The organism is Fundicoccus sp. Sow4_H7 (assembly GCF_052115865.1).
Taxonomy (GTDB): domain Bacteria; phylum Bacillota; class Bacilli; order Lactobacillales; family Aerococcaceae; genus Fundicoccus_A.
The window spans coordinates 165,820-188,056 of the sequence record NZ_JBQKME010000001.1 but is presented as its reverse complement, the minus strand read 5'-3'; the positions used below and the strand labels follow the sequence as shown (position 1 = coordinate 188,056).

The window sequence follows — 22,237 nt, the reverse complement described above, 5'->3', positions numbered from 1 at the left end:
TTCTCGTCAGATCCAATAGATTCCCACCATTTTAAACGGCCCCCCTTCACCTCCACCCCACCCCCTAAATTTCCCCAAACAAAAAACCTCGTTCAACGAGGTTTTTAAAATTATTTATTTGATTTTTCATCGCATTCGTCGAGAAAGGCTTGTGCTTTGGCAATGAGGTCTTCCATCGCAGCTTTTTCGGATTTCGCTTTTGCATCCAAATGGCGGCCGTGAATTTGTTTGCCACGTTGGATGGCTTTCATTTTTGCCGGTGTCACGTCCGTGCCTTCGATGTCGACCACTTTCACGTGCTCAATTTGATCGGAAAAAGCCATGCGGAATAAGCGTAAATATTCATCTCGTAATTCTGCTTGCAAGTCTTTTTCTCTCTCGTCCAAGCCGTAAAACTTTTCTTTTTTCGCAAAATAATTAATGCCATCTAAAACTAATTCCATGTGCATTGCTTTCACTTCCTTCTTTTAAAATAAATATCATTGCTTACACAACTTCTTAATTGTACTATATTGACTCTGTTTAGTCAAGTGGGTATTTGAATAATGGGTATGGAGGTTGGTAGTTCCAATGGCGGTAGTTACGATTAATCGCCTCCCAATCTAATTGAATCTTGCCTGAGACTGCATCAACCAACAAGCCTGCAACATCATTTTCAGATAAGTATTCAATTTTATCGACATGAAACTGCTCATAATCGCCCCCACCAGCAGCCCGGTATTGTGAAAGTGCAATGGAATAAGTGGCATCCGCAATAATTGGCTCCCCAGTTGATTCATCGATAATAGAAATAACACGTTGTCCAAACGGCTGACCTAAATCAACTGTTACTTGAATCCCGCTATAGCTATCAAAATTATAGTGGCGTGGCTTTGGATCTATGTAAGTTGGATTGACGATGATTTCATCCCGGTCATTCAGCATTAAATATTCCAAATCATATTCGATCACTTCAGTTAACTCAGAACCAGTGATATTTACTTTAGCGATGCGGTTGTAATAAGGATAACTGAGGAGGAGGATTTCATTGGTGATGTCCCCCGTGAAGGCCGCGAAAAAGTCGTTGACGAGTGTGACCGCGCTGAGTTGGGCGCTGGTTTCGTACAATTGGATTTGGTTGAGCATCTCGATGTAGGGGTGGCCTAATACGCGTGCTTCGAAAACGTCGTTGGTCGTTGGCGTCAGGGGCGCGTGGCCGATGACTGTTCGCAGCCAAGTATTGCCCGCTTCTAGGTCGGCTTTGAGTGTTTGTTTTAGGACCAGATCTTCTGTGTAATTTGTTGTCGGGTGCAGTTGCCCATTGATGTGAACATTTTTCTGCTCGTCAACTGTGATGGTGATATCGGCGATTAGCTCACCTCCAAAACCAGGTTGAACCACCCAGGTGGATCCTACTTTTTGATTGATTTGACGGTGTTGGTGACCGGTCAGCAAGACATCGATGCCATCAATTTCTTGCAACATTTTCGCCCCTTGGTTTTCACCGGTTAATTTTTCTAGCGGTGAAAAATCGGTTAAGTCAGCTTCAAAACCACCGTGGTAGGCGACGACTAGTACATCAACTTGTGGGCGCAAGATATTGACATAGTGCTTGACGGTTGTGAAAGCATCTTTAAACTCGATGCCATCATAGTGGGCTGGTAATTCCCAGTTAGGAATATAATGCGTCGTTGCGCCAATAATCCCAACTTTCAGGCCATCGATTTCATGAATCGCATACGGCTGACCAATGAAAGCTTGCTGGTTCGAAGCTGTCACCATATTGCTGTTCAAAATAGCCGCATTCAAATCGGCAAACACATTTTGGCGGTAGTCCGCCCCATAATTAAACTCATGGTTACCAATAATTTGATAGTCATAGCCAATCGCATTCATCGCTTGGGCAAAAAAAGTACCCGATTGGCGAATTTTATACATATAGGTCGCAAAAGATGAGCCTTGGATAAAATCACCTAAATCAATCATCAAAGTTGGATGCTCTTTTTGCGCTTTTAATTCCTTCAAGCCCTGCGCGGTTTTCAATAAATTATCTGGCGTCCCCTCTGCTGAATTCAGCCAGTAACCATGTGTATCGGATGTCATCAAAATACTAAAAGTTGTCATATTACTCCTCCAATCCTGGTAGTTCTTTGTACTCTTTTTCGTAGGTCGGTAACCAAGTCGCCAAGCCATATTTTTCTAGTTCTGCAGTCATGACTTCCGGTTGGAAAGAATGCCAAGGCACGACAAGCTTCGGCTTGATTAAATAAGCTAACTGAATCAAATCCGCTGGATAAGCATGCCCCGACACATTAGCATCAACAAACAACCATCCTGCCTCGTGGATTTTTTTCACAAACGGTTCATATTCCGGATCAAAACTCCCCAAAGGCACTCCGTTCGAATGCAAATAAATACCTGCAGGAATATCAAAAATAAAGTCATGTGCATCATAATCCACTTGCACGACATAATGTTGTGGATTCGCTTGAATATTTTCTAAAGCGACGCCACCGTCTCCTATTGGCTGCACCCAAGTTTTTTCGCCGTATTGGTATTGATATAAGGCGTAGTAGCGCGGATCTAGAACCAATTGACGGTGTTGGTGCGCCGCCACTTCCCCTAAATAATAAATTCTTTCCATATTTTGCGGATAGCCATTAAAGACGAACACTTTATCAGAATATTGTTGCAACATCGCTGCTATTTCCTGCATTAATTTGGTCTCAGTTGGAGCTTTCAAGCGATGGATGATTGCATCCAAACGCTCATCCACAGAATTCACCGGCCGCCCAAGCGACGAAAACGACGTCCCTTCAAGCAATAGCACATCCACCTCCCAGGCACGCCCCTCCAACGCCCAGTCGTAAACCTCGTCCGCATGAAAACCCGTCACCCTCAAATCCCCCGAATAAATAATTTTTATTTCTGGCGTTTGAATAAATATCGCTGCGACTCCCAAAGTATCATGATCACTTGGATGGAACGTAATGGTGAATGGTCCAAATGTGATGGTTTCGCGAGGCGTAACTGCTTGCCAATTGACCTTATAAGTAGGTAATAACTGCTGTTCTGCTAACTGGTGATAAAAATTCACAGCTTCTTCTAAGGCATAAACTGGTATTTCGGCTGGCAATTGGGCAAAGCTACCAAGGTGGTCTAAGTGCAAATGCGATAAACAAATAATGGTCTTGATTTCAGATTCTTCAAAGCTTGGAAGCGAGTGACTGCCGAGGCGCTCGCGACTATATAAGGCTGGAATCGCAGCAACTTTATTTGTATCAATCAAGTCAGCCAGGTCTGCTTCTTCTGTCAAAATATCACTGTTTACACCCGCTAAAGCACCAAAATCGGTAATGATTCGATAGTTTTCATATTGAATGCTGATGATATTTCCCCCGATGGTATTTAAACCACCCCAAAATTGTAGTACGGTTTGACTTTGTCGCATGTGTCGATTCCTCCTTGCTTAAAGCAGTGATATTTATTTGGTTAATTGAAAAAAGCTGTTTGGGACTTTTGAGCTAAAGGACATTTTTTCGTGGGTCAATGGGTGGGTGAAGGCGAGTGTGTTGGCGTGTAGGCCGAGGCGCTTGAGGGCGCTGGATTTGCCGCCGTATTTGCTGTCGCCGACAACGGGATGGCCGACGGACTGCATGTGGACGCGGATTTGGTTTTTGCGGCCGGTATCTAGGTGGACTTCCAAAAGGCTGTATTGTTTGTTTTGTTGGATAACTTGGTAGTGCGTGACTGCGTGTTTGCCGCCATTATCAAAAGGTGTCGAATAAATTTGCATGTTTTTATTTTGAGACAACCAAGATTCAATAGTGTCTTTTTTCTTGGCGACGTGGCCGATGACAGCAGCCGTGTATTGGCGTTCAGACACTGATTTCTGCCAGTTGGCTTGAAGTAATTCTTTGGCTTCTGCTGTTTTAGCAAACAGCATGACGCCGGATGTATCTCGGTCAAGGCGATGAACAATAAAGATTCGGTTTTTGCTGTCTTGGATTTTAACATAGTCGGTCAGTTGCTTGTAAGCAGTTTCAGCTTTTGGATCATTGGCAGCAATGGATAAGATGCCCGCAGGTTTGTCAATGACGATGAGGGTATCATCTTCGTAAAGAATCGGAATTTCAGTCAGTGCTGTTTTTTGTTTGGCACGTTTTTGGTTGATGATGCCAATGGTTTGCCCTGGCTTAAGTGGATGATTGTGCTGTGTAATGGGTTGCCCGTCGATGTGTACTTGTTCACGAGTTAACATTTTTTTGATGGCTGTCCGACTTTGTTGTGGTTGAAAGGTGTCCAGTAAAAATTGTAGGAGCTCGGTTTCTTGTTCAACTTGATAGTGGGTCATGTGTTTGGTTTCAGATTGGTTATTTTTGCGTTTTTTCGAGCGAATGATGATCACTTCTTTCTTAAATACTAACAGTTAGTAGTATAGCAGATTTTTAGGAGTGAAAGAATGAAAATGTTGGTGGGGTATTGAGTGGGATTTTGGATTTTGTGGGTGAAACAGGGGAATGATTAAGCCTCGTTTGGGAAACGAGGCTATTTTGGGTACTCGTTGAAAAAACGAGGGGCACTTTGGGGACTCGTTGAGAAAACGAGGGACACTTTGGGTACTCGTCACAAAAACGAGGGACACTTTGGGTATTCGTCACAAAAACGAGGGACACTTTGGGTACTCGTCACAAAAACGAGGGACACTTTGGGTACTCGTCACAAAAACGAGGGACACTTTGGGTACTCGTTAAAAAAACGAGGGACACTTTGGGTACTCGTTAAAAAAACGAGGGACACTTTGGGTACTCGTCACAAAAACGAGGGACACTTTGGGTACTCGTCACAAAAACGAGGGACACTTTGGGTACTTGTCACAAAAACGAGGGTCACTTTGGGTACTCGTTAATAAATCTAAAAACTTTTTACAATATATTCTCTCTCAAAAGCTAACTTTTTCAAATTTTTCCTATTTCCATTCCCATTTCAATTTCAATTTCAAAGATAATCATCAAAGTTATAAATGGTCGTTATAATGAAATTTAACATGACCAAATTGATATTCAAAATTCTTAACGGGATTAATAAAACCCGCTTGCGATGCATTTCGTTGAAAATATTTATTCAATATTTTTTTAACGCGCCGATACTGCACTTGTCCCCCAAAAACACTATAAACCTCCCTAGTGTTTAAATGCTTATACGGAAACAAAATCCCATAACCACAAATCGTCCGCAAGATAGCTTTTTCAGCCGCTTCAACCGCACCACACGACTCGCAGCAAATATGATAGCGCTCAAACTGAATATGAAAGCTCGCACAACGACAACAATAAATCCCTTTGCGCATTTTGTCATAACGCTCATCCGTTAATGACCGCAAATGCAAATCGGGCTCACTGTGGGCATTCAGCCAATTCGCCTCAACTGCAATCTGATGCGTATTATCCAAGTAATTTAAACAATCTTCGCCCAACCGCCGCATGAAATCCTTGAGTTTCGCCCTTTTTATAAACAAAGCAGGTTCAGCGCCTTCAATTTCAACAGTATCCGATTCATTAATGAACAACAATTTCCCACTTAATTCACCGCTAGCCCCAATTCGCTGATGGACGTTTTTCAAAATCGCCAACGTCCGATTCAACTGAGCAAAATCATCTCGCGTTTTAGGCAAGCCATTCACCAGCCATTTCCCATCACGATAGTGATAATTCGAATCATAATTTTTCACTTCAAACATAACCCAACCCACTTGCGTAATCAGCAACAAATCCACCTGAATCTCCGACATTCCCTGAGTAAACCGTAGCCCACTCAGCAATTGCCAATCGTGCTGTTTATATTCCGAAATCAGTTTAAACGCCTCAAGCTCTCCCTCAAACCCAACCCTTTGAATAAATATCTCCTTTTCTTCCAACTTGGTTAACGCCAATCGACATTGTAACTCTTCTAACCACTGATATTCTTGCGTTTTAATGATCATCAGTAAGCAACCTCCTTTTTAAGTCCTTACTCATATATACGTAAAAAAAACGCGATTTCCATTATTTTATTTATTAAATTTTTCTCTTTTAAATAAATAACGCAAAAAACCCGTGCATTTTATCAAAGATACACGGGCTTTTTGCAGTGATATTTATTTTATTAGTCGACGATATAAATGGTAATTGTTTGACGACCGAATTGGTAAACGTCATCTAGATTTTCCATGTGGATGTCGATTTTGTTGCCTTTGATGGCGCCACCTGTGTCAGCGGCAGTTAGGTAGCCGTAGCCAGGGACGTAAACAGTTGTGCCTAGCGGGATAACGGTTGGGTCAACCGCAATAACAGCGCCGTTCACACGTAAGTCCGTTCCGTTAGCAGTGAAATTGCTGAGTCCAGCTTCGTTACGTGAATAAGCTGTTGCTTCGACTGTTAATGGACGGCCATATGAAGCTGGATCTTCTGTCGGTGTTTCTTCAACAGGTTCTTCAACTACTGGTTCGTCGATGACTGGCTCTTCAACAACGGGCTCCTCTACTACAGGTTCCTCAACAACGGGCTCCTCTACTACAGGTTCCTCAATAACGGGTTCTTCGATTTCAGGCTCCTCAACAGGAACTTCTTCAACTGGAACTTCCTCAACTGGTTCCTCTTCTACAGGAACTTCCTCAACAGGAACTTCAATTTCAGTTTCTTCTTCTACTGGTTCTTCGACAACAGGTTCTTCTTCCCAAACTGGAACTTCCTCTTCAACGGCAGGCTCTTCCCAAGCAGGTTCTTCAACCACAAGGTCTTCTTCAACCGGCTCTCCAATAACTGGTTCTTCAACCACAACTTCTTCCCAAGCTGTGTCTTCTTCTACAGTTTCTTCAGGAACCCATTCAGTTGTATCTTCAACTACGTATTCAGGTTCAGTAACTTCTGCAACTTCTTCTGTGTAAGTCGGTTCTTCCCATACGATTTCTTGGTCAACAACGGCGTCGTTTTCAACGGTATAAGTATCGTGAGCACCTGTTTGATCAACGTATGTCATTGTATGATTCACATTATTAAAGAATAATACAGCTCCCGCTAAAATAAAATCTGGGTTTGCAATTTGGTTAACTTGTGCTAACTCAGAAACAGATAATCCAGTGGCGCGGCTGATGGAGCTTAATGTATCACCCCATTGAATGATATATATTGAATTATTTGTTTGAATGGCATTATTAACGGATGCAGCAACTTCTTCGTCCGAACGGCTAACCCAGTTAGCGGCAGAAGCAAATGGCATACTCATTGTTGCTACAGATAATGTAACGGCAGCAACAGCTATTTTCAAACTTTTTCTCATAAGTAGTAACTCTCCTTGTTTGATTCAAAAAATGAACCAATTTATGTTTGCTAGCTAATCATACATCATTTTGCCAACAAAAAAAGCGAGTTAGGCTAGATGTTATCTAGCTTTAACTCACTTGTTTCATCTTGTTACTTAGTTGTCATGCAAAGATATTTATTTAAATGAAATGTTACAATTGTAATGAGACTGTAATATTAGGCCAAACTTTCAATTTGATCCAATAACTGGTCAACGTAGCCAATCGCGGACAGCAGGGCTTGCTCGTCGTGCATAGAAACGTCTGCCATGTCGGCTAATTCCAGTGGCGTTTTCGTTCCGCCCGCTCTCAAGACGTCCAACCATTTACTAATCGCATCTTCATCTTTAGCTGCAATGCGTTGGCCGATTTGGGTACCAATCGTTAAGCCGGCAGAATAAGTATAAGGATAAAGCCCCATGAAATAGTGTGGTTGACGCATCCATGTTAATTCAGCGCCCGGATTAACTTCAACGGCGTCACCCCAGAAAGCTTCCAAAGTTCCACGGAAGAAATCGTTTAAGCGAGCCGCATTTAGTAATTCACCGGCGTCAACGGCTGTGTAAACTTTACGCTGGAAGTCGGCTTCCAATAAGTGAGTCACCATATTATGGAAGTAAGTCCGTGAAATAAATTCTGCGATTAAAATTTGTTTTTGCTTGTCTTCGATCGGCTGATTCAATAAATATTGGCACATAATCACTTCGTTGGCCGTTGATGGTGCTTCAACAAAATAAGTACTCACTGCTGGTGTTAAAACAGATTGGTTTTTGTTAGTTAAGTTAAAATGTCCTGCATGACCTAATTCGTGGGCGAGAACCAATACTTCACTCAACAAGCTCGTCCAATTCAGCAAAATATAAGAAGGTCCATTATAAACGGTTGAACAGAATCCGCCAGTAGACTTAGTTTTATTCATTGGATAATCAATCCAGCGCTCATCAAAAGCTTGTTTTACCACACTTAAATATTCGTCGCCCATAATTTGGAAGGCATCTTCGATCATTTTACGAGATTCTTCGACCGAAATTTTTGCCGAATCTTCGGTGCTAAATGACATTTTAATGTCCGCCAGTGATATTTTTTCTAAAGCATGTTCTTTTTGTAATAATTTCGCATAGCGTTGCATCACGGGACCAAATTTCTCCATAATCACGTCGATTTGGCGGTGGTAAGCATCTTTGGTCACTTGTTGGTCGAATAATAAATAATCAATCACAGATTCAAAACCGCGCAAGGTCGCCATTTTCTTTTCCGTTTGAACATGATTAATATAATTAGCCGCCGCAGTATTTTCAAATTTACGTAAGCCATCGTGGAAGGACTTCCAAGCGTTGTGGCGGATTTCCGGATTGGCGTGGGCTTCCCAGTCCCCTTCAAAAGCCGGAAACGAATTCGCATATGTTTCACCATTCGCCACAAATTCATCAAAGGTAAAATCTTGGAATTTCATGGTGCCATACAGACGATATTGGTTAAAAATCGAACTGCGCAAACCGCTCAACAAGGCCTCAATTTCCTCACTCAACATCTGCCCCTTCACACGATCAATTTCCTTCAAGTAATATTGATAACGACTCCCTTTTGGATCTTCGATCACTTGAGTAAATATCTCTGCATCCAACTCAGCTAACGCTGGTTGGAAAAAAGCCATGGTTTGACCAAACCATTCGCTAAAATTCATTAACGTGAGTTCGTTTTGTTCGTAAACGGGATTTAATTTATCCACTTCGTAACCTAAGCTACCGTAGGCATAAATTGGATAAACTTTTTCTTGAATGTTTTCATAATCGATTAAAGCATTCAATAATGTCTCTTTATCGAAGTTTGTAGCTTTATATTTATTTGCAAAAGCCTCAATCGACGTTTTCAATTCACTTAAGGCCGTTTCAAAATCTGCTTGTGATGGGAATAATAAGCTTAAATCCCATGTTAGTTCTACGGGTAATTCTTCTCTTAATGGTAATGCTTGACTCATTCAGACACCTTCTCTATCTATAAATTATGTTTCTATCATATCGAAAATGATGAATGACGTCTAGTTAATTAATGTTCAAGAAGATATTTTTTCAATAAATTAGAATATTCTTTTCATTTTTTAATACAATCTTTATCTTATGGATTGGATGTGGTAAACTAGGGTTATTATTAATGAATCCTTATATTAAATTATTCTAAGAGGAGGTTTATCTGATGGAGATTGATATTGAAACAAAAGACTTGAATGATAAAGTGACGGTCATCCGTTTACTCGCACATCCGATTCGCTATTCAATCGCTTTAATTCTTTATAAACATGGCGTTCAAAATGTCGGCACTATTCAAACGAGTTTGAATTTATCTCAATCAACCGTGTCTCAACATATTAGCAAAATGCGTGAAGCAGGCATTGTTTCATCACGTCGCGAAGGTACTAAATTGTTTTATACCCTAGTTAATCCAATGGCAATTCAAGTCATTGAAACTTTGGGCTAAATTAATTGGCGTTTATTGCTTTGTTGTTAGGAGGTTGGGCACCACCTCCCCTTTTATATTTAAAAAAGTCGCTGACGAATATTCGTTAGCGACTTTTTAAACGGCGTTATTTATTTAAAAGGGTTTGAAGGGGTTGGGTTTCGCTTGTCCGAAGTTTTTCGATAAATTCGGCTAGGCGGGCCATGGCCACGCGCAGTTGGTTCATGGAATAAGCATAGGAAATACGGACGAAGCCCTCACCGGAATCACCGAAAACACTGCCCGGAATGACCGCCAAATGTTGGTCCTCAATGAGTTTCATAGCGAATTCCTCAGAGGTCATGCCAAACTGCGAAATATTTGGAAACACGTAAAAGGCTCCGAGCGGTTCAAAACACGGTAAACCCATTTCTCTTAAACTTAAAACTAAATATCTCCGGCGCTGATTGTAGGACTCGCGCATCTGATTAATGTCAGCCTGGCCATTTCGAAGCGCCTCAATCCCTGCAAACTGGCTGATGGTGCTGACTGCCATGATGGTTGCCTGATGGACTTTCGCCATATGTTTGGTCAAATAATCCGGCGCACATAGATAGCCCAGACGCCAACCGGTCATAGCATAAGCTTTTGAAAATCCATTCATGTAAATCGTCCGCTCACGCATTCCCGGAAGTGAAATCACGCTATCATGGGGTTTATCCAAATAAGTCAATTCTGAATAAATCTCATCGGTAATCACCAGGAGGTCGTGCTCGATGATAAGGTCAGCAATAGCTTCCAAATCTTCTTTTTCCATAATCGCTCCAGTTGGATTATTAGGATAATTCAGCATCAAAATTTTGCTTTTTGGCGTAATGGCTGCTCGCAATTGATCGGCAGTTAAGCGAAATTGATTTTCTTCTTTTAAATGGATTTCCACCGGAATACCGTCTGCTAATTTAATACAAGAAACATAGGTCACATAGGCTGGCATACAATAAATAACTTCGTCCCCTGGATTGATGGTTGACCTTAAGGCTAGATCGATGGCTTCTGAGCCTCCGCAAGTGACAATGATTTCCGTTTTAGGATTATAGCTGGTTTGCGTTTTTAATTTTACTTCATCCGCAATGGCCTCACGGAGTTCCATCAAACCTGCATTAGAAGTATAAAAAGTTTTGCCTTTTTGAATGGCATAAATCGCTTCATCTCGAACATGCCAAGGGGTTGGAAAATCCGGTTCCCCTACTCCGAGTGAAATAATATCATCGTAGGTATTGGCTAATTCAAAAAAACGTCGAATACCTGACTCTTGAATATTAAGGGCTCTTTCGCTAATAAAATCTCTCATGGCGATACCACCAAGCGTTGTTCATCATCTTCTTTGACAAAAACTGTCCCATGATCCTTGTATTTTTTTAGAATAATATTGGTAGAAGTTGATTGTACTTCTTCAATGATCGATAAGCGTGAAGAAACAAAGTTTGCTATATCACGCATCGGTGCTTTTTTTAATTCAATTGAAAAATCATATGAGCCTGAAATCAAAAACACAGCTTGTACTTCAGGAAATTGATAAATTTTCTCTGCAATCCGATCAAATCCTTGTCCACGTTGTGGATTAACACGAACTTCTACAATCGCAGACACATCCGCATCATTGGTTTTTTCCCAATTGACAATGGTATGGTAACCGCAAATAATGCCTTCTTTTTCCATTTCACGAATTTGTTGCGTCACACTCTCTTCTTCCATCGCTAACATCATAGCAATTTCTTTATGTGTGAGGCGGCTGTCATTTTCTAATAATTGAAGTATTTGTTCCTTGCTCCCCATAAGCTTCCTTCTTTCAAATATACTTTCCGCTATTATAGCAGATAATACTTGGAATAGCTTTTAATTCTCATTTGATTTTAATAATTTTTTCTAAAGGTAATTATAGCGCGGGGTGAGATTGGGGGCTGGGGAGCACTCGGATGAAATCTACTTTTCAAACGACCGCGAACTAACCGCTCGGATGAAACCACTCGTTCATCCGACCGCGAACCAGCCGCTCGGATGAAATCCTCTTTTCATACGACCGCAGACCAGCCGCTCGGATGAAACCACCTTTTCATACGAGCGCGGACAATCCGCTCGGATGAAATCAACTTTTCAAACGAGCGCGAGGCAGCCGCTCGGATGAAATCACCTTTTCAAACGAGCGCGCACAAGCCGCTCGGATGAAACACCACTTTCAAACGAGCGCGAACCAACCGCTCGGATGAAATCTCCTTTTCATACGAGCGCGAACTAACCCCTCGGATGAAATCTCCTTTTCAAACGAGCGCGAACCAACCGCTCGGATGAAACTCACTTTTCAAACGAGCACGAACCAACCGCTCGGATGAAATCTCCTTTTCAAACGAGCGCACACTAACCGCTCGGATGAAATCTCCTTTTCAAACGAGCGCACACTAACCGCTCGGATGAAATCACTCTTTCATCCGACCGCTACCTACTCACCACCACCCATCCCCAAGCAGTAAACAACCCATCCCATCGTTCGGCGCAAAAACGCCGGACGATGGGATGGGTAGCAGTGATATTTATTTTAGTGGTTGGCTTCTTCATAGGCTTGCGAGTCTTCAACGGTGATCCAGAGTTGGCTGCGGATTTCGTTGTAGACGTCGTGGACGCGCAAGGACAGCATGCCGAGTTGCTCCCCGATGATATCATAATTGTAAGGCTCGGCGGTATAGACGGCCAAGGTATAGCTACCGAAGTCGGTGACAAAGCTGGCGACGTCGTTTTGTTCGGTGCCACCTAGACCGGACTTGTTCCAGTAAGTGGTGGTGTAAGGGATATAGTTGGTCAAGAAATTGTGGGTGTTGTAGCCAAATTTCTCGATCAAGAGTTCGTCCCAAGGCTCGCCGTTGACTTGGTTATTGTACAAGAGGGCGAAGAAACGAGCCGCATCACTTGGGGTGGTGACAAATCCACTTGAATCTTGGTAATATTTCCCATCAACATAGGTGTTGTAAAGGCCGAGGGCGTGAATGTCGGGATTAATATTTGCACCGCCACCAACGGTATCGATTAACATGTTCGCGGCTGTATTATCGGAATAAATAACAACTAAGTTAACTAATTCGTCAATGGTAAAGACGCTGCCGTCTGGGTAGCCTTGGATAATACCGGCACCAGGGACTTTGTCGTAGTTATACATCACAACGGTGTCGTAAGGGTCAAGGATGCCTTCAGAATATTGGCGGTAGAGTTCCCCTAGAACGTAAATTTTTTGCGTACTTGCTGGGAAAAAGGTCTGGTCATAAGCGCTGACCTGACTCATGGTTTCAGTATTGACAAAGGATGCGCCAACTCTGGCATTGATTTGATTCAACTCGTCGATTAAAACATATTGAATCGTGTCGAGTAATTCGCGCTCACTGTAATAAGTGTAGACATAGTCGGAAAAGTTCACGTCTTTTTTGATCCAGCCGATTTCATCATAGCCAATCGCAATGCGGAGCCAGTCGCCGTTGAATGTCTTTACTTCTTCCAGCACTTCCATCGGCATATCGACATAATTTTTTGTCGTCGTGAGCATAGTTGAATCAATGGTTCCGGGCGGACTCGTCAAAATCATACTATCAGGATTTTTAAACAAAATACTATAATTCGTCGGGGTCCGCTTCATCAAGCCACTGTATTTCATCGTATCTTCAACAAAGAAAAATTCTTTTTTGACGTTAGGTGCTAAAAAAGTCAAAATATCTCTTTCAGCTAATAAATCTCCCACATCAATGGCAGACATGCGGATTTCAGGATTCATCACGCCTTCGCTGTAATAATACCAACCATCAAACGGCGTGCTATACCAACCGGTGTAGGCTTCATTGTTTTGAAACAGCAACTCTTCGCCTTCATGGCGCACACGTTGAAAAGCATTCAAGCCTTCATTTTCAATCAGCTGATATTTATTGGCGGTGGAATAAGGCGAAACTTCCTTAACATAAGGGCTGTAGTAAAACCAAGGCAGATTGCTAATCAACTCCGGCTCGACATAGCTGGAAGTCTCCTCAGCGACCTCCTCCATCAGGCCTTCCTCTTCATCAAACTGCTCCACAAAAACATTGATGCCCGACACACGCAGGTCTTCAATTAAAATACTGTGTTCATTTTTTAAATTAAGGCGCGGTGGGTCGCGATGTACAATCACTTTCTCAACCTCTTCAGTGTCACCTGAAGCAAACAACGATTGAAAACTATTGGACGACCAATTGGAAATCGAGTTATTCACAGTCGGCTGCACAAAAGCACCCAGCACAAAATAGAAAACAACCCCAACGAGCACTCCCAAACCAATAATCGTCGCAATTCGATGGCTCTTTTTCAATCTCACCTCTCCTTTTAAAATAAATATCTCTGCTAAATCTCTTGATCTGTTTGATCGCTTTTCACAAAGCGAATTTTTTCTGTAAAGTAATCATATAAATTTTGCGTAAACAACATCTCAGGCATCATTTCTTTGAATTTGGTATAAGGCAAGCGAACACGAATCTCAATTTCATCCGCTAATTGGTGTAAAACATTTTGATGGATAAAGTCTTCGTAAGCTTCCTCGTCTAAAGATAAACCTTGTTCAGCATATCTTTTGCGGGCAATCAAATGGAAAATAAAGTCTTCCTCGGCACGCTCTTCAATCCCCTGCATCACTGGATGGGCAAGTTGTAGGATTTGGGCACCATAGGTTTCTAAGTCCATATTTTCTTCTTCAGCAAATTGGTTCAGTTGCTCATAATAGCGATCAAAGTAAGCTTCTTTTTCTTCGCTATTCATCACAACCTCCGTTGTTTCGGCAAAATAAGCCATCAAAAATGGTAAAATTTCATTATAAAATTTTCGTTGGCGGCTATTTTTTTGATAATAATCAATCGCATATTGAGTCAATTGATTGACATTATTAATATTAGGAATTTCTAAAGCCGCGACCATATCATCTGTCAGAACATCCGTACTAACACGCGCAATGGCTTTATATTGCTCCAAAATCGTCTCGAGTGTCGGTTGTGCCACCGCTTCCCAAGATGGAATTTCAATTTTTAAATAATGGTCAGGCAAAGTAATGCTTTCATAATCTGGATAATATTCGACTGAGCTTCTCATATTAACGGCTCCTTTTACTAATTCATTCTAGTTAACATCTTTTTTATAGTAACACATATTCACTAAAAGCAAATGAGATTTAGCTAAAGAAAGATTAAAATTTAATCTTTTTAAATAAATTACTCTGCTAAAACCCTTAGTTGTAGCTAGCAGATCCGAGTAGCTAGCACATCCTCCGTCAAAATATCGTCTCCTAAAAACCAAGGAGCTTAAGAAAAGTCCCTTGGTTTAGCAGAGATATTTATTAATTGTCTCGAAGATTGATTAAGGATAAGTATTCTTCTAAGGTCAATCCGTGTTCAAACATAAAGTTGGCGTTGTCGACGCCGACATAACGGATGTGCCAAGGTTCATATTCATAGCCTGTGATTGGGGTTTTGCCGTATAAATAGCGGATGACAAAGCCATAGTGGTGGGCATTTTCAGCCAACCAAATGGCAGACGGATAGTATTGGTAATCTTGGTGGAGGTCACGGCCGTATTCATTCCAGTCATAACCGAGTAAGTCAAAGGCTAAGCCCGTTGAGTGTTCGGTAGCATCGGCTGGCGCAACGAACATGTCGGTCATGTAAAAGGCATCCTCTTCGCTGTAACCTGCACTAATATAGGAATAGTAGCGCGAATCAAAGTTGTTAGCCTGGTAAGCCATTGTTCGGTAAGCCGAAATGGTTTGGAAGTAGTGGCCTTCATATTCCGCAGCTGTAATTAAATTTTCAAAGTCTTCTGCAATCGCAGCATCATAATAATGACCAGACCCTGTTTGTGCAAATTCCATTTGGATATCTTCTGTAATCCGGTTATCGCGGTTGATGAGCATTAAGAACGGATCATCTAAACTAGCTGATTTAGGCAAGTCTTTTACTAATTCTTCCACTGTCAAATCGCTGTACAAAGGCTCTATCAATTCTGGATCAATTAATTCATAGGCAGACGCTACTGGTATAAAAATTGAAAAAATGAAGATGGCTGTGATAAAGCGTAAGATTGCTTTGAGTACATTTCGAACCATTTTTATCTCCTTAATATTCTAAATTTATTTTAAAAAAATCTATTTAATTATAGCATAGATAATTTATTTGCAACATTATATAGAAAATAAATATCCCTAACACCAGTTAAAATAACCACCTACTGTGTAAAAGTACAAGCAGGTGGTTATTAGCAGAGATATTTATTAAAGGGTTAAGCAGCTTCTTCCGTAAATTGGCTGTTGTAAAGTTCAGCGTAAAATCCGTCGGCTGCCAGCAGGTCATCATGCGTCCCACTTTCGATAATGTCGCCTTCTTTCATCACCAGAACCAGATCAGCGTTGCGGATAGTCGACAAACGGTGGGCGATAATGAAGGATGTACGATTTTTCATTAGCTCATCCATAGCATTTTGGATAATGATTTCCGTCCGGGTATCCACGGAACTTGTCGCTTCGTCTAAAATCAGCATTGGACGGTCGGCAATCATGGCCCGCGCAATGGTGATTTGTTGCTTTTGACCTTCAGATAGGCTGACTTGGTCGTTCAGAACAGTGTCGTAGCCTTCGGGTAACGTTTGGATAAAGTGGTCTAAGCCCACAGCTTTACTGGCTTGGAGAATTTGTTCATCACTGACGTTTTCTTCGGCATAAACTAGATTTTCACGAATGGTTCCTTCAAACACCCAAGTGTCCTGCAAGACCATACAAAATTGGTCGTGGATATTGGCGCGGGTGAAGTCTTGAATAGACTGGCCATCGATACGGATATCGCCACTTTTTATTTCGTAAAAGCGCATCAAGAGGTTGACCATGGTTGTTTTCCCAGCACCTGTTGGTCCAACAATCGCAATTTTTTGGCCAGGGTAGGCAGTGGCGGAAAAGTTTTTAATAACGGGATCGGCATTTTCGGCCTCTTCGTCATAGCTAAAGCGAACATTTTCAAATTCGACTTTTCCTTCAATATTGATCAATTCTTTAGTCTTGTGTGATTCATCTGCCATATCTGCCGCATTTAACATATCAAACACACGTTCGCTAGCTGCCGCCGTTGATTGTAGCGACTGCATCCCTTGGGCTATTTGACTGAGTGGCTGCGTAAAATAGCGGACATACATCATAAAGGCAACAATTACCCCGAAGGTAATGCGGCCTTCGATCGCTAAAGCAGCACCTACAACCGAAACGGCAACATAACCAAAGTTTCCGATAAATTGCATAATCGGCATCATCAAGCCAGACAAACTTTGGGCACGAAAGCCACTGGTTCGCAGGCTGTTATTAATCTCGTCAAAACGTTCTTTAGTGTGGTTAATATTATTATAGACTTTTACGATTGAATGACCGGTGTAAATTTCTTCAATATGACCGTTAATCAACCCTAAGTCTCTTTGTTGGCTCTTAAAGTATTTTTGTGATTGGCTCATAATTAAAAACATCAAGCCAAATCCTAACAGCGTTGACAAGATTGCTGTCACCGTCAAGGTCACATTGGTCGTTAACATCATATACAAAGATCCAAACAACATAGTCACAGCCGTTACCAAAGTACTCACACTTTGGTTCATGGATTGCGCCATGGTATCAATATCATTGGTCACCTTGGATAAAATATCTCCGGTAGTCGTTTGGTCAAAATAGGCGATCGGTAAGGTATTTATTTTTTGCGAAATACTGGTTCGTAGTTTTTTGGAAATGCCTTGTGTTACTTGCGCCATGATCAAGCCTTGTATCAAGCTCAAACCAGCAGAAATAATATAAAATACAACTAAGATAAAGGCAATTTCTTTAATGCGATTCATATCGATTTGACCGAGGAATCCCGCGGTAATCGTATCGGTTAAGTCTGATAATTTATCTGGTCCGATCAAAGTTAGAACCGTCCCAATGATGGCCCCAACTAAGGCCACTCCCATTGCGACCCAATATTCTTTCACAAATTGAAATAATTTGAGCCACGAACCTTTAAAATCTCTCGGTTTTTCAAAGCTTCGCCCTAGTCCACCCGGTCCTGGTCCCATTCCACCGCCAGCTGGACGCTTTTGCTCTTCTGTTCTTTCACTCATTAGGCTAATTCCTCCTCTGAAAGTTGTGAATAGGCAATCTCACGGTAAACCTCATTGGACGCCATTAACTCATCATGCGTTCCATCGCCCACAATCCGGCCTTCATCCAGCACAATAATCTTATCTGCATCCCGAATCGTCCCCACACGTTGCGCGACAATCAGTTTCGTCGCATCCGGACAATCTTTGGCTAAGGCCTCGCGCAGCGCGCGGTCTGTTTTATAGTCTAAAGCCGAAAAACTATCATCGAAAATAAATATCTCTGGTCGACGCGCAATGGCACGTGCAATCGACAAACGTTGTTTCTGTCCACCTGAGAAGTTGGTGCCCGATTGAGCTACCCTACTATCATAAGTTTCAGGCAATTTTTCAACAAAATCATTGGCCTGCGCCGTGTAGACCGCTTCTACCACATCACTTTCAGAAACATCCCCACGGCCATTTTGACCATAAGCGATATTTTCTTTGATGGTTCCAGAAAACAGAACGGCTTTTTGTGACACATAAGAAAGCATATTCCGCAATGCTTCTTGCGTATAATCTTTCACATTCACGTTATTAACGAGGACTTCCCCTTCGGTTGCTTCATAAAGTCGAGGGATTAAATTAACGAGCGTACTTTTCCCCGATCCAGTTGAACCGATAAAAGCCACTGTATCCCCTTGGTTGGCTTTAAAGCTAATATCTTTAATCACATATTCGCTCGCATTCGGATACTTAAAGCTAACGCTTTTAAATTCCACTTGCCCTTTTGATGCAGTCGGCGCCGTGGTCAGTGTTCCGTCCGTAATAGCAGGTTCTGTATCAATCACTTCTAAAATCCGTTGTGCAGAAACATTCGCCCGTGGCACCATAATAAATATCATGATTAACATCATGAAAGACATGACCACTTGCATCGCATAGGAAGAAAAAACGATCATGTCTGAGAATAAGCCAACCCGTTCAACAAGTCCGGCTTGATTAATTAAGATAGCCCCAATCCAATAAATCGCTAAGGATAAGCCCGACATGGTCATTTGAATCGTTGGCCCTAAAAACGACATCACGCGGCTTGTAAATAAATTCGTTTGGGTCATTTCTTGGTTAACAGCTTCAAATTTGTTTTCCTGGTACTCTTCAGCGTTATAAGCACGCACAACGCGTAAACCAGTGATATTTTCTCGAGTGACCGAGTTGAGTTGGTCGGTGAGTTTTTGTAGTTTTTTGAATTTAGGTGTCGCGAGTAAAATTGCTATCCCTACGACTGTCATCAAGAATACGACTGCGACGGCAGTTGCCGCTGTCCACTGCCAGCTTTTACCGGCAATTTTGGTGATAGCCCAGCCTCCCATAATAGGTGCCTTCAGCATCAGTTGAAGCCCCATCACGATTAGGATTTGCACTTGGGTCACGTCGTTCGTCGTCCGCGTGATCAAGCTTGACGTTGAAAAGCGTTTGATTTCTTCTAAGGAGAAGGATTGCACTTTATCGAACAGCACTTCGCGAAGATTAGCTCCAAAATTGGACGAGATTTTCGCTGCGATGACCGCTATGACAACTGCCGTTAGCAAACTAGCGAAAGCGACCGCAACCATTTTACCCCCTACCGAATAAATATCAGCCATTTGGCTGCCGTCGGTTTGGACTAACATGGTGATTTCACTCATATAGTCCGGTATCCGCAAATCCAAATATACTTGAAGGATAATTAAACATAATGAAACAAGTGCTAAAAACAAATCTGATTTGGTTAAATATTTTGTCAGTTTTAACACACAATGGCCTCCAGTCTAAAATAATTTAGCAATAAGAAAATAGAAGCTAACCACTTGGTCGTTCAGTTAGCTTCTATTCGGTTTCATTCTTTCAATGAGGAAAGAAAATGAAAAGATTAAGAGAAGTATGGTCATTCATCTCAGTAAGTATTGTAGGATATGAATATTAACTGAGTCTAAACCATAGGGGTGGGTGTGTTGAAGAAAGACGGAGAAACGGCCTATTTTTGAGTAAAAAGACGGATTAAGGCGCCGCAACTGTCAGTTTAAGGCCTAAATAGACGATTAACAGCTCGCCAACCGTCAGTTTAGGGCCTAAATAGACGATTAACAACTCGCCAACTGTCAGTTTAGGGCCTAAATAGACAACTAACAGCTCGCCAACTGTCAGTTTAGGGTCTAAACAGACGAATAACAGCTCGCCAACTGTCTGTTTAGGGTCTAAATAGACGATTAACAGCTCGCCAACTGTCTGTTTAGGGTCTAAACAGACGAATAACAGCTCGCCAATTGTCAGTTTAGGGCATAAATAGACGAATAACAGCTCGCCAACTGTCAGTTTAGGGCATAAATAGACGATTAACAGCTCGCCAACTGTCAGTTTAGGGCCTAAACTGACGAACTAAGGCCCCGCAACTGTCTATTCTCCATCCAAAAAAGCTAACTTGCGGTTTTCTTTAGCCACCCCATCTCCCCAACTTAATCCTCGTCTTTAATATAGGGATATTTATTTAGGGTGACGGTAAAGGTGGTGCATTGGTTGTCGCTTTCGACCTGGATGTTGCCGTTATGGAGCTGGACGATGGATTTGACGATGGAAAGACCGATGCCGGAGCCTTCCTTATTGCGAGAGGGGTCGGCTTGCCAGAATTTGCCGTAGATGCGGTTGAAATTGTCCTGGGCGATGGTCTCGCCTTGATTTGAGACGGCAATAATGGTCGATGCTTGATTTTCAACCACATAAATATCGACCCTTTGACCTTCAGGCGAATATTTAATCGCATTGTCAATCAAATTTATCCAAACTTGCTTCAGCATTTCTTCATTGGCATGAATGAAGACCTCAGGGAATTTCAGTTCAAAATGCAAATTTTTTCTTGTCCATTTTTCTTCCAGCAACAAAATCGAGCTGCGAATTTGCTCCGATAGGTTAAAATAATCGATATCCGTTAGGATTTTCTGGTTTTCAACTTTTGTGAGGTAAAGGATATTCGTTGACAGTGAGGATAGGCGGTCAATTTCGGCAATAATAATATTCAAATATTCGTCTTCTTTTTCTTGGCTCAAGTTGCCCTTTTGAATCAATTTGGCAAAACCGCGGATGGAAACCATTGGCGTTTTATATTCATGCGACATATTATTCACAAAGTCCGACCGCAACATTTCGGTTTGATTCAACTCATCCGCCAAAGCATTAAAACTTGTCGTTAAACGCTGACCAATAGCTGATTTTCCCATATCAATTTGTGTTTGGTAGTCTCCACTGGCCAACTTATCCATCCCATTAACTAAGCGGTCAATTGGACGAATCGGAATGCCCGAAAGCAAAGTCGCAACCAAGGTCCCCGTAATTATCGCTGTAATCCCAAAAATCAGAATGGGAATCATGAGCGACGGGCCATGCGAAAGCGTAATAATTCCAAAGTGCATCCCAATAAATAACAACAGCGTCACAATCAGCATGGTGATAACCAAAATACCGAAAACCAACAAAGTAAATACCATTGATAAAATTATTCTTGGTTTTAAGCGCCACTTTTTAAACGAACGAATTTTGCTTTCAATATAATTTTCCTGAGTCTTATGATCTTTTTTCGTCATTATTTTTTCACCGCACGGTAACCGAGACCACGAACAGACTCAATTTCAATTTCGTCCCAGTCCTCAAAACGCTTCCGCAAACGGGCAATATGAACCGTCACAGTTTCCCAACCAGTTTCACTATCCATCCCCCAAATTTCATCCATTAATTGAATTCGAGTAAATATCTTGCCTGGATAAGAAAGTAATTTAAATAACAATTGAAATTCCTTCTGTGGCAAGACTTGCACATCCTCGCCCTTAGTCACAGAAAAAGCATCTAGATCTAACACAACGTCACCCACCGTTAATTGCCGGTCTGACGCAATTTTAGAACGACGCAGCAGTGCCCGAACACGTAAAATCATTTCTTCTTCGTCAAAAGGCTTGGTTATATAATCATCAATTCCCACTAAAAAACCTTGCTTCTTATCCGCTGGCAACTGTTTAGCCGAAATCATTAAAATCGGTAAATCATTATTGGCTTCACGTAAAATTTTTGTTAATTCATAGCCATCCATATTCGGCATCATAATATCAACCACTGCCAAATCAATATGACGCGATTCCAAAATATCTAAGGCCTCTTGTCCATCGTTAGCCACCGTTACACTAAATTGTTCAGCCTCTAAAATCGCCATCATTAATGCTTGTGTATGAATATTGTCATCCACCACCAAAATATTATTCATCGAATCACCTCTTTTAATAAATATAATAGCTAAAGATTAACTGAAGGTAAAGGAAG

17 protein-coding genes are annotated in these 22,237 nt (G+C 41.7%); 1 reads left to right on the top strand and 16 read right to left on the bottom strand.

The window, feature by feature from the left end; translation table 11 throughout:
* Positions 1-110 precede the first annotated feature (110 nt).
* The 7 genes from ACTQ54_RS00725 to pepF form a co-directional block, all read right to left on the bottom strand.
* Positions 111-449 carry a DUF896 domain-containing protein gene (locus tag ACTQ54_RS00725; RefSeq protein WP_441753923.1) on the bottom strand — a complete coding sequence of 113 codons (339 nt, stop codon included), beginning with the start codon at positions 447-449 and terminating at the stop codon, positions 111-113.
* Positions 450-522: 73 nt separating this feature from the next.
* Positions 523-2,103: a bifunctional metallophosphatase/5'-nucleotidase gene (locus ACTQ54_RS00720; protein ID WP_441753922.1), complete on the bottom strand. Its 1,581-nt coding sequence runs from the start codon at positions 2,101-2,103 to the stop codon at positions 523-525.
* Between the two features lies 1 nt (position 2,104).
* Positions 2,105-3,430, bottom strand: coding sequence for an MBL fold metallo-hydrolase (locus ACTQ54_RS00715; RefSeq protein WP_441753921.1), 1,326 nt, complete (start codon positions 3,428-3,430; stop codon positions 2,105-2,107).
* Positions 3,431-3,463: 33 nt separating this feature from the next.
* Positions 3,464-4,387: an RluA family pseudouridine synthase gene (locus ACTQ54_RS00710; protein ID WP_441753920.1), complete on the bottom strand. Its 924-nt coding sequence runs from the start codon at positions 4,385-4,387 to the stop codon at positions 3,464-3,466.
* A gap of 609 nt (positions 4,388-4,996) precedes the next feature.
* A complete protein-coding gene (locus ACTQ54_RS00705; RefSeq protein WP_441753919.1) occupies positions 4,997-5,962 on the bottom strand; it encodes a nuclease-related domain-containing protein in 966 nt (321 codons plus the stop codon).
* Positions 5,963-6,123: 161 nt separating this feature from the next.
* Complete coding sequence (locus ACTQ54_RS00700) at positions 6,124-7,296, bottom strand: 3D domain-containing protein (protein ID WP_441753918.1); 1,173 nt, start codon at positions 7,294-7,296, stop codon at positions 6,124-6,126.
* A gap of 200 nt (positions 7,297-7,496) precedes the next feature.
* Positions 7,497-9,296 carry an oligoendopeptidase F gene (gene pepF, locus ACTQ54_RS00695; protein WP_441753917.1) on the bottom strand — a complete coding sequence of 600 codons (1,800 nt, stop codon included), beginning with the start codon at positions 9,294-9,296 and terminating at the stop codon, positions 7,497-7,499.
* A 215-nt stretch (positions 9,297-9,511) separates the two neighbouring features.
* On the opposite strand from pepF, the gene ACTQ54_RS00690 reads away from it, so the two are divergent.
* Positions 9,512-9,793: an ArsR/SmtB family transcription factor gene (locus tag ACTQ54_RS00690; protein WP_441753916.1), complete on the top strand. Its 282-nt coding sequence runs from the start codon at positions 9,512-9,514 to the stop codon at positions 9,791-9,793.
* A 106-nt stretch (positions 9,794-9,899) separates the two neighbouring features.
* On the opposite strand, the gene ACTQ54_RS00685 is transcribed toward ACTQ54_RS00690, so the two are convergent.
* The 9 genes from ACTQ54_RS00685 to ACTQ54_RS00645 form a co-directional block, all read right to left on the bottom strand.
* Positions 9,900-11,102: a pyridoxal phosphate-dependent aminotransferase gene (locus tag ACTQ54_RS00685; RefSeq protein WP_441753915.1), complete on the bottom strand. Its 1,203-nt coding sequence runs from the start codon at positions 11,100-11,102 to the stop codon at positions 9,900-9,902.
* Positions 11,099-11,587 (bottom strand): Lrp/AsnC family transcriptional regulator, encoded by a 489-nt coding sequence (locus tag ACTQ54_RS00680; RefSeq protein WP_441753914.1) that lies wholly within the window; start codon positions 11,585-11,587, stop codon positions 11,099-11,101. Before ACTQ54_RS00680 ends, ACTQ54_RS00685 begins: the two co-directional genes overlap by 4 nt.
* Before the next feature lie 757 nt (positions 11,588-12,344).
* Positions 12,345-14,129: a serine hydrolase gene (locus ACTQ54_RS00675; RefSeq protein ID WP_441753913.1), complete on the bottom strand. Its 1,785-nt coding sequence runs from the start codon at positions 14,127-14,129 to the stop codon at positions 12,345-12,347.
* Between the two features lie 32 nt (positions 14,130-14,161).
* Positions 14,162-14,899: a hypothetical protein gene (locus ACTQ54_RS00670; protein WP_441753912.1), complete on the bottom strand. Its 738-nt coding sequence runs from the start codon at positions 14,897-14,899 to the stop codon at positions 14,162-14,164.
* 244 nt (positions 14,900-15,143) lie between these two features.
* Positions 15,144-15,908: a M15 family metallopeptidase gene (locus ACTQ54_RS00665; RefSeq protein ID WP_441753911.1), complete on the bottom strand. Its 765-nt coding sequence runs from the start codon at positions 15,906-15,908 to the stop codon at positions 15,144-15,146.
* A 173-nt stretch (positions 15,909-16,081) separates the two neighbouring features.
* Entirely contained in the window at positions 16,082-17,932 is a 1,851-nt protein-coding gene (locus ACTQ54_RS00660; protein ID WP_441753910.1) for an ABC transporter ATP-binding protein, read from the bottom strand.
* Positions 17,932-19,689: an ABC transporter ATP-binding protein gene (locus tag ACTQ54_RS00655; protein ID WP_441753909.1), complete on the bottom strand. Its 1,758-nt coding sequence runs from the start codon at positions 19,687-19,689 to the stop codon at positions 17,932-17,934. The genes ACTQ54_RS00660 and ACTQ54_RS00655 overlap by 1 nt, the downstream gene beginning before the upstream one ends.
* Before the next feature lie 699 nt (positions 19,690-20,388).
* The gene (locus ACTQ54_RS00650) at positions 20,389-21,510 is read right to left on the bottom strand and encodes a sensor histidine kinase (protein WP_441753908.1); all 1,122 of its coding nucleotides are present in this window, start codon (positions 21,508-21,510) and stop codon (positions 20,389-20,391) included.
* On the bottom strand, positions 21,510-22,181 hold the full coding sequence (locus tag ACTQ54_RS00645) for a response regulator transcription factor (protein ID WP_441753907.1): 672 nt from the start codon (positions 22,179-22,181) through the stop codon (positions 21,510-21,512). Before ACTQ54_RS00645 ends, ACTQ54_RS00650 begins: the two co-directional genes overlap by 1 nt.
* Positions 22,182-22,237 lie beyond the last annotated feature (56 nt).

What these genes read in the sequence shown, in the direction of transcription:
- ACTQ54_RS00725 (WP_441753923.1), bottom strand. Translation starts at nt 449, where the DNA reads ATGCACATGGAATTAGTTTTAGATGGCATTAATTATTTTGCGAAAAAA.
- ACTQ54_RS00720 (WP_441753922.1), bottom strand. Translation starts at nt 2,103, where the DNA reads ATGACAACTTTTAGTATTTTGATGACATCCGATACACATGGTTACTGG.
- ACTQ54_RS00715 (WP_441753921.1), bottom strand. Translation starts at nt 3,430, where the DNA reads ATGCGACAAAGTCAAACCGTACTACAATTTTGGGGTGGTTTAAATACC.
- ACTQ54_RS00705 (WP_441753919.1), bottom strand. Translation starts at nt 5,962, where the DNA reads ATGATCATTAAAACGCAAGAATATCAGTGGTTAGAAGAGTTACAATGT.
- ACTQ54_RS00700 (WP_441753918.1), bottom strand. Translation starts at nt 7,296, where the DNA reads ATGAGAAAAAGTTTGAAAATAGCTGTTGCTGCCGTTACATTATCTGTA.
- pepF (WP_441753917.1), bottom strand. Translation starts at nt 9,296, where the DNA reads ATGAGTCAAGCATTACCATTAAGAGAAGAATTACCCGTAGAACTAACA.
- ACTQ54_RS00690 (WP_441753916.1), top strand. Translation starts at nt 9,512, where the DNA reads ATGGAGATTGATATTGAAACAAAAGACTTGAATGATAAAGTGACGGTC.
- ACTQ54_RS00685 (WP_441753915.1), bottom strand. Translation starts at nt 11,102, where the DNA reads ATGAGAGATTTTATTAGCGAAAGAGCCCTTAATATTCAAGAGTCAGGT.
- ACTQ54_RS00680 (WP_441753914.1), bottom strand. Translation starts at nt 11,587, where the DNA reads ATGGGGAGCAAGGAACAAATACTTCAATTATTAGAAAATGACAGCCGC.
- ACTQ54_RS00670 (WP_441753912.1), bottom strand. Translation starts at nt 14,899, where the DNA reads ATGAGAAGCTCAGTCGAATATTATCCAGATTATGAAAGCATTACTTTG.
- ACTQ54_RS00665 (WP_441753911.1), bottom strand. Translation starts at nt 15,908, where the DNA reads ATGGTTCGAAATGTACTCAAAGCAATCTTACGCTTTATCACAGCCATC.
- ACTQ54_RS00660 (WP_441753910.1), bottom strand. Translation starts at nt 17,932, where the DNA reads ATGAGTGAAAGAACAGAAGAGCAAAAGCGTCCAGCTGGCGGTGGAATG.
- ACTQ54_RS00650 (WP_441753908.1), bottom strand. Translation starts at nt 21,510, where the DNA reads ATGACGAAAAAAGATCATAAGACTCAGGAAAATTATATTGAAAGCAAA.
- ACTQ54_RS00645 (WP_441753907.1), bottom strand. Translation starts at nt 22,181, where the DNA reads ATGAATAATATTTTGGTGGTGGATGACAATATTCATACACAAGCATTA.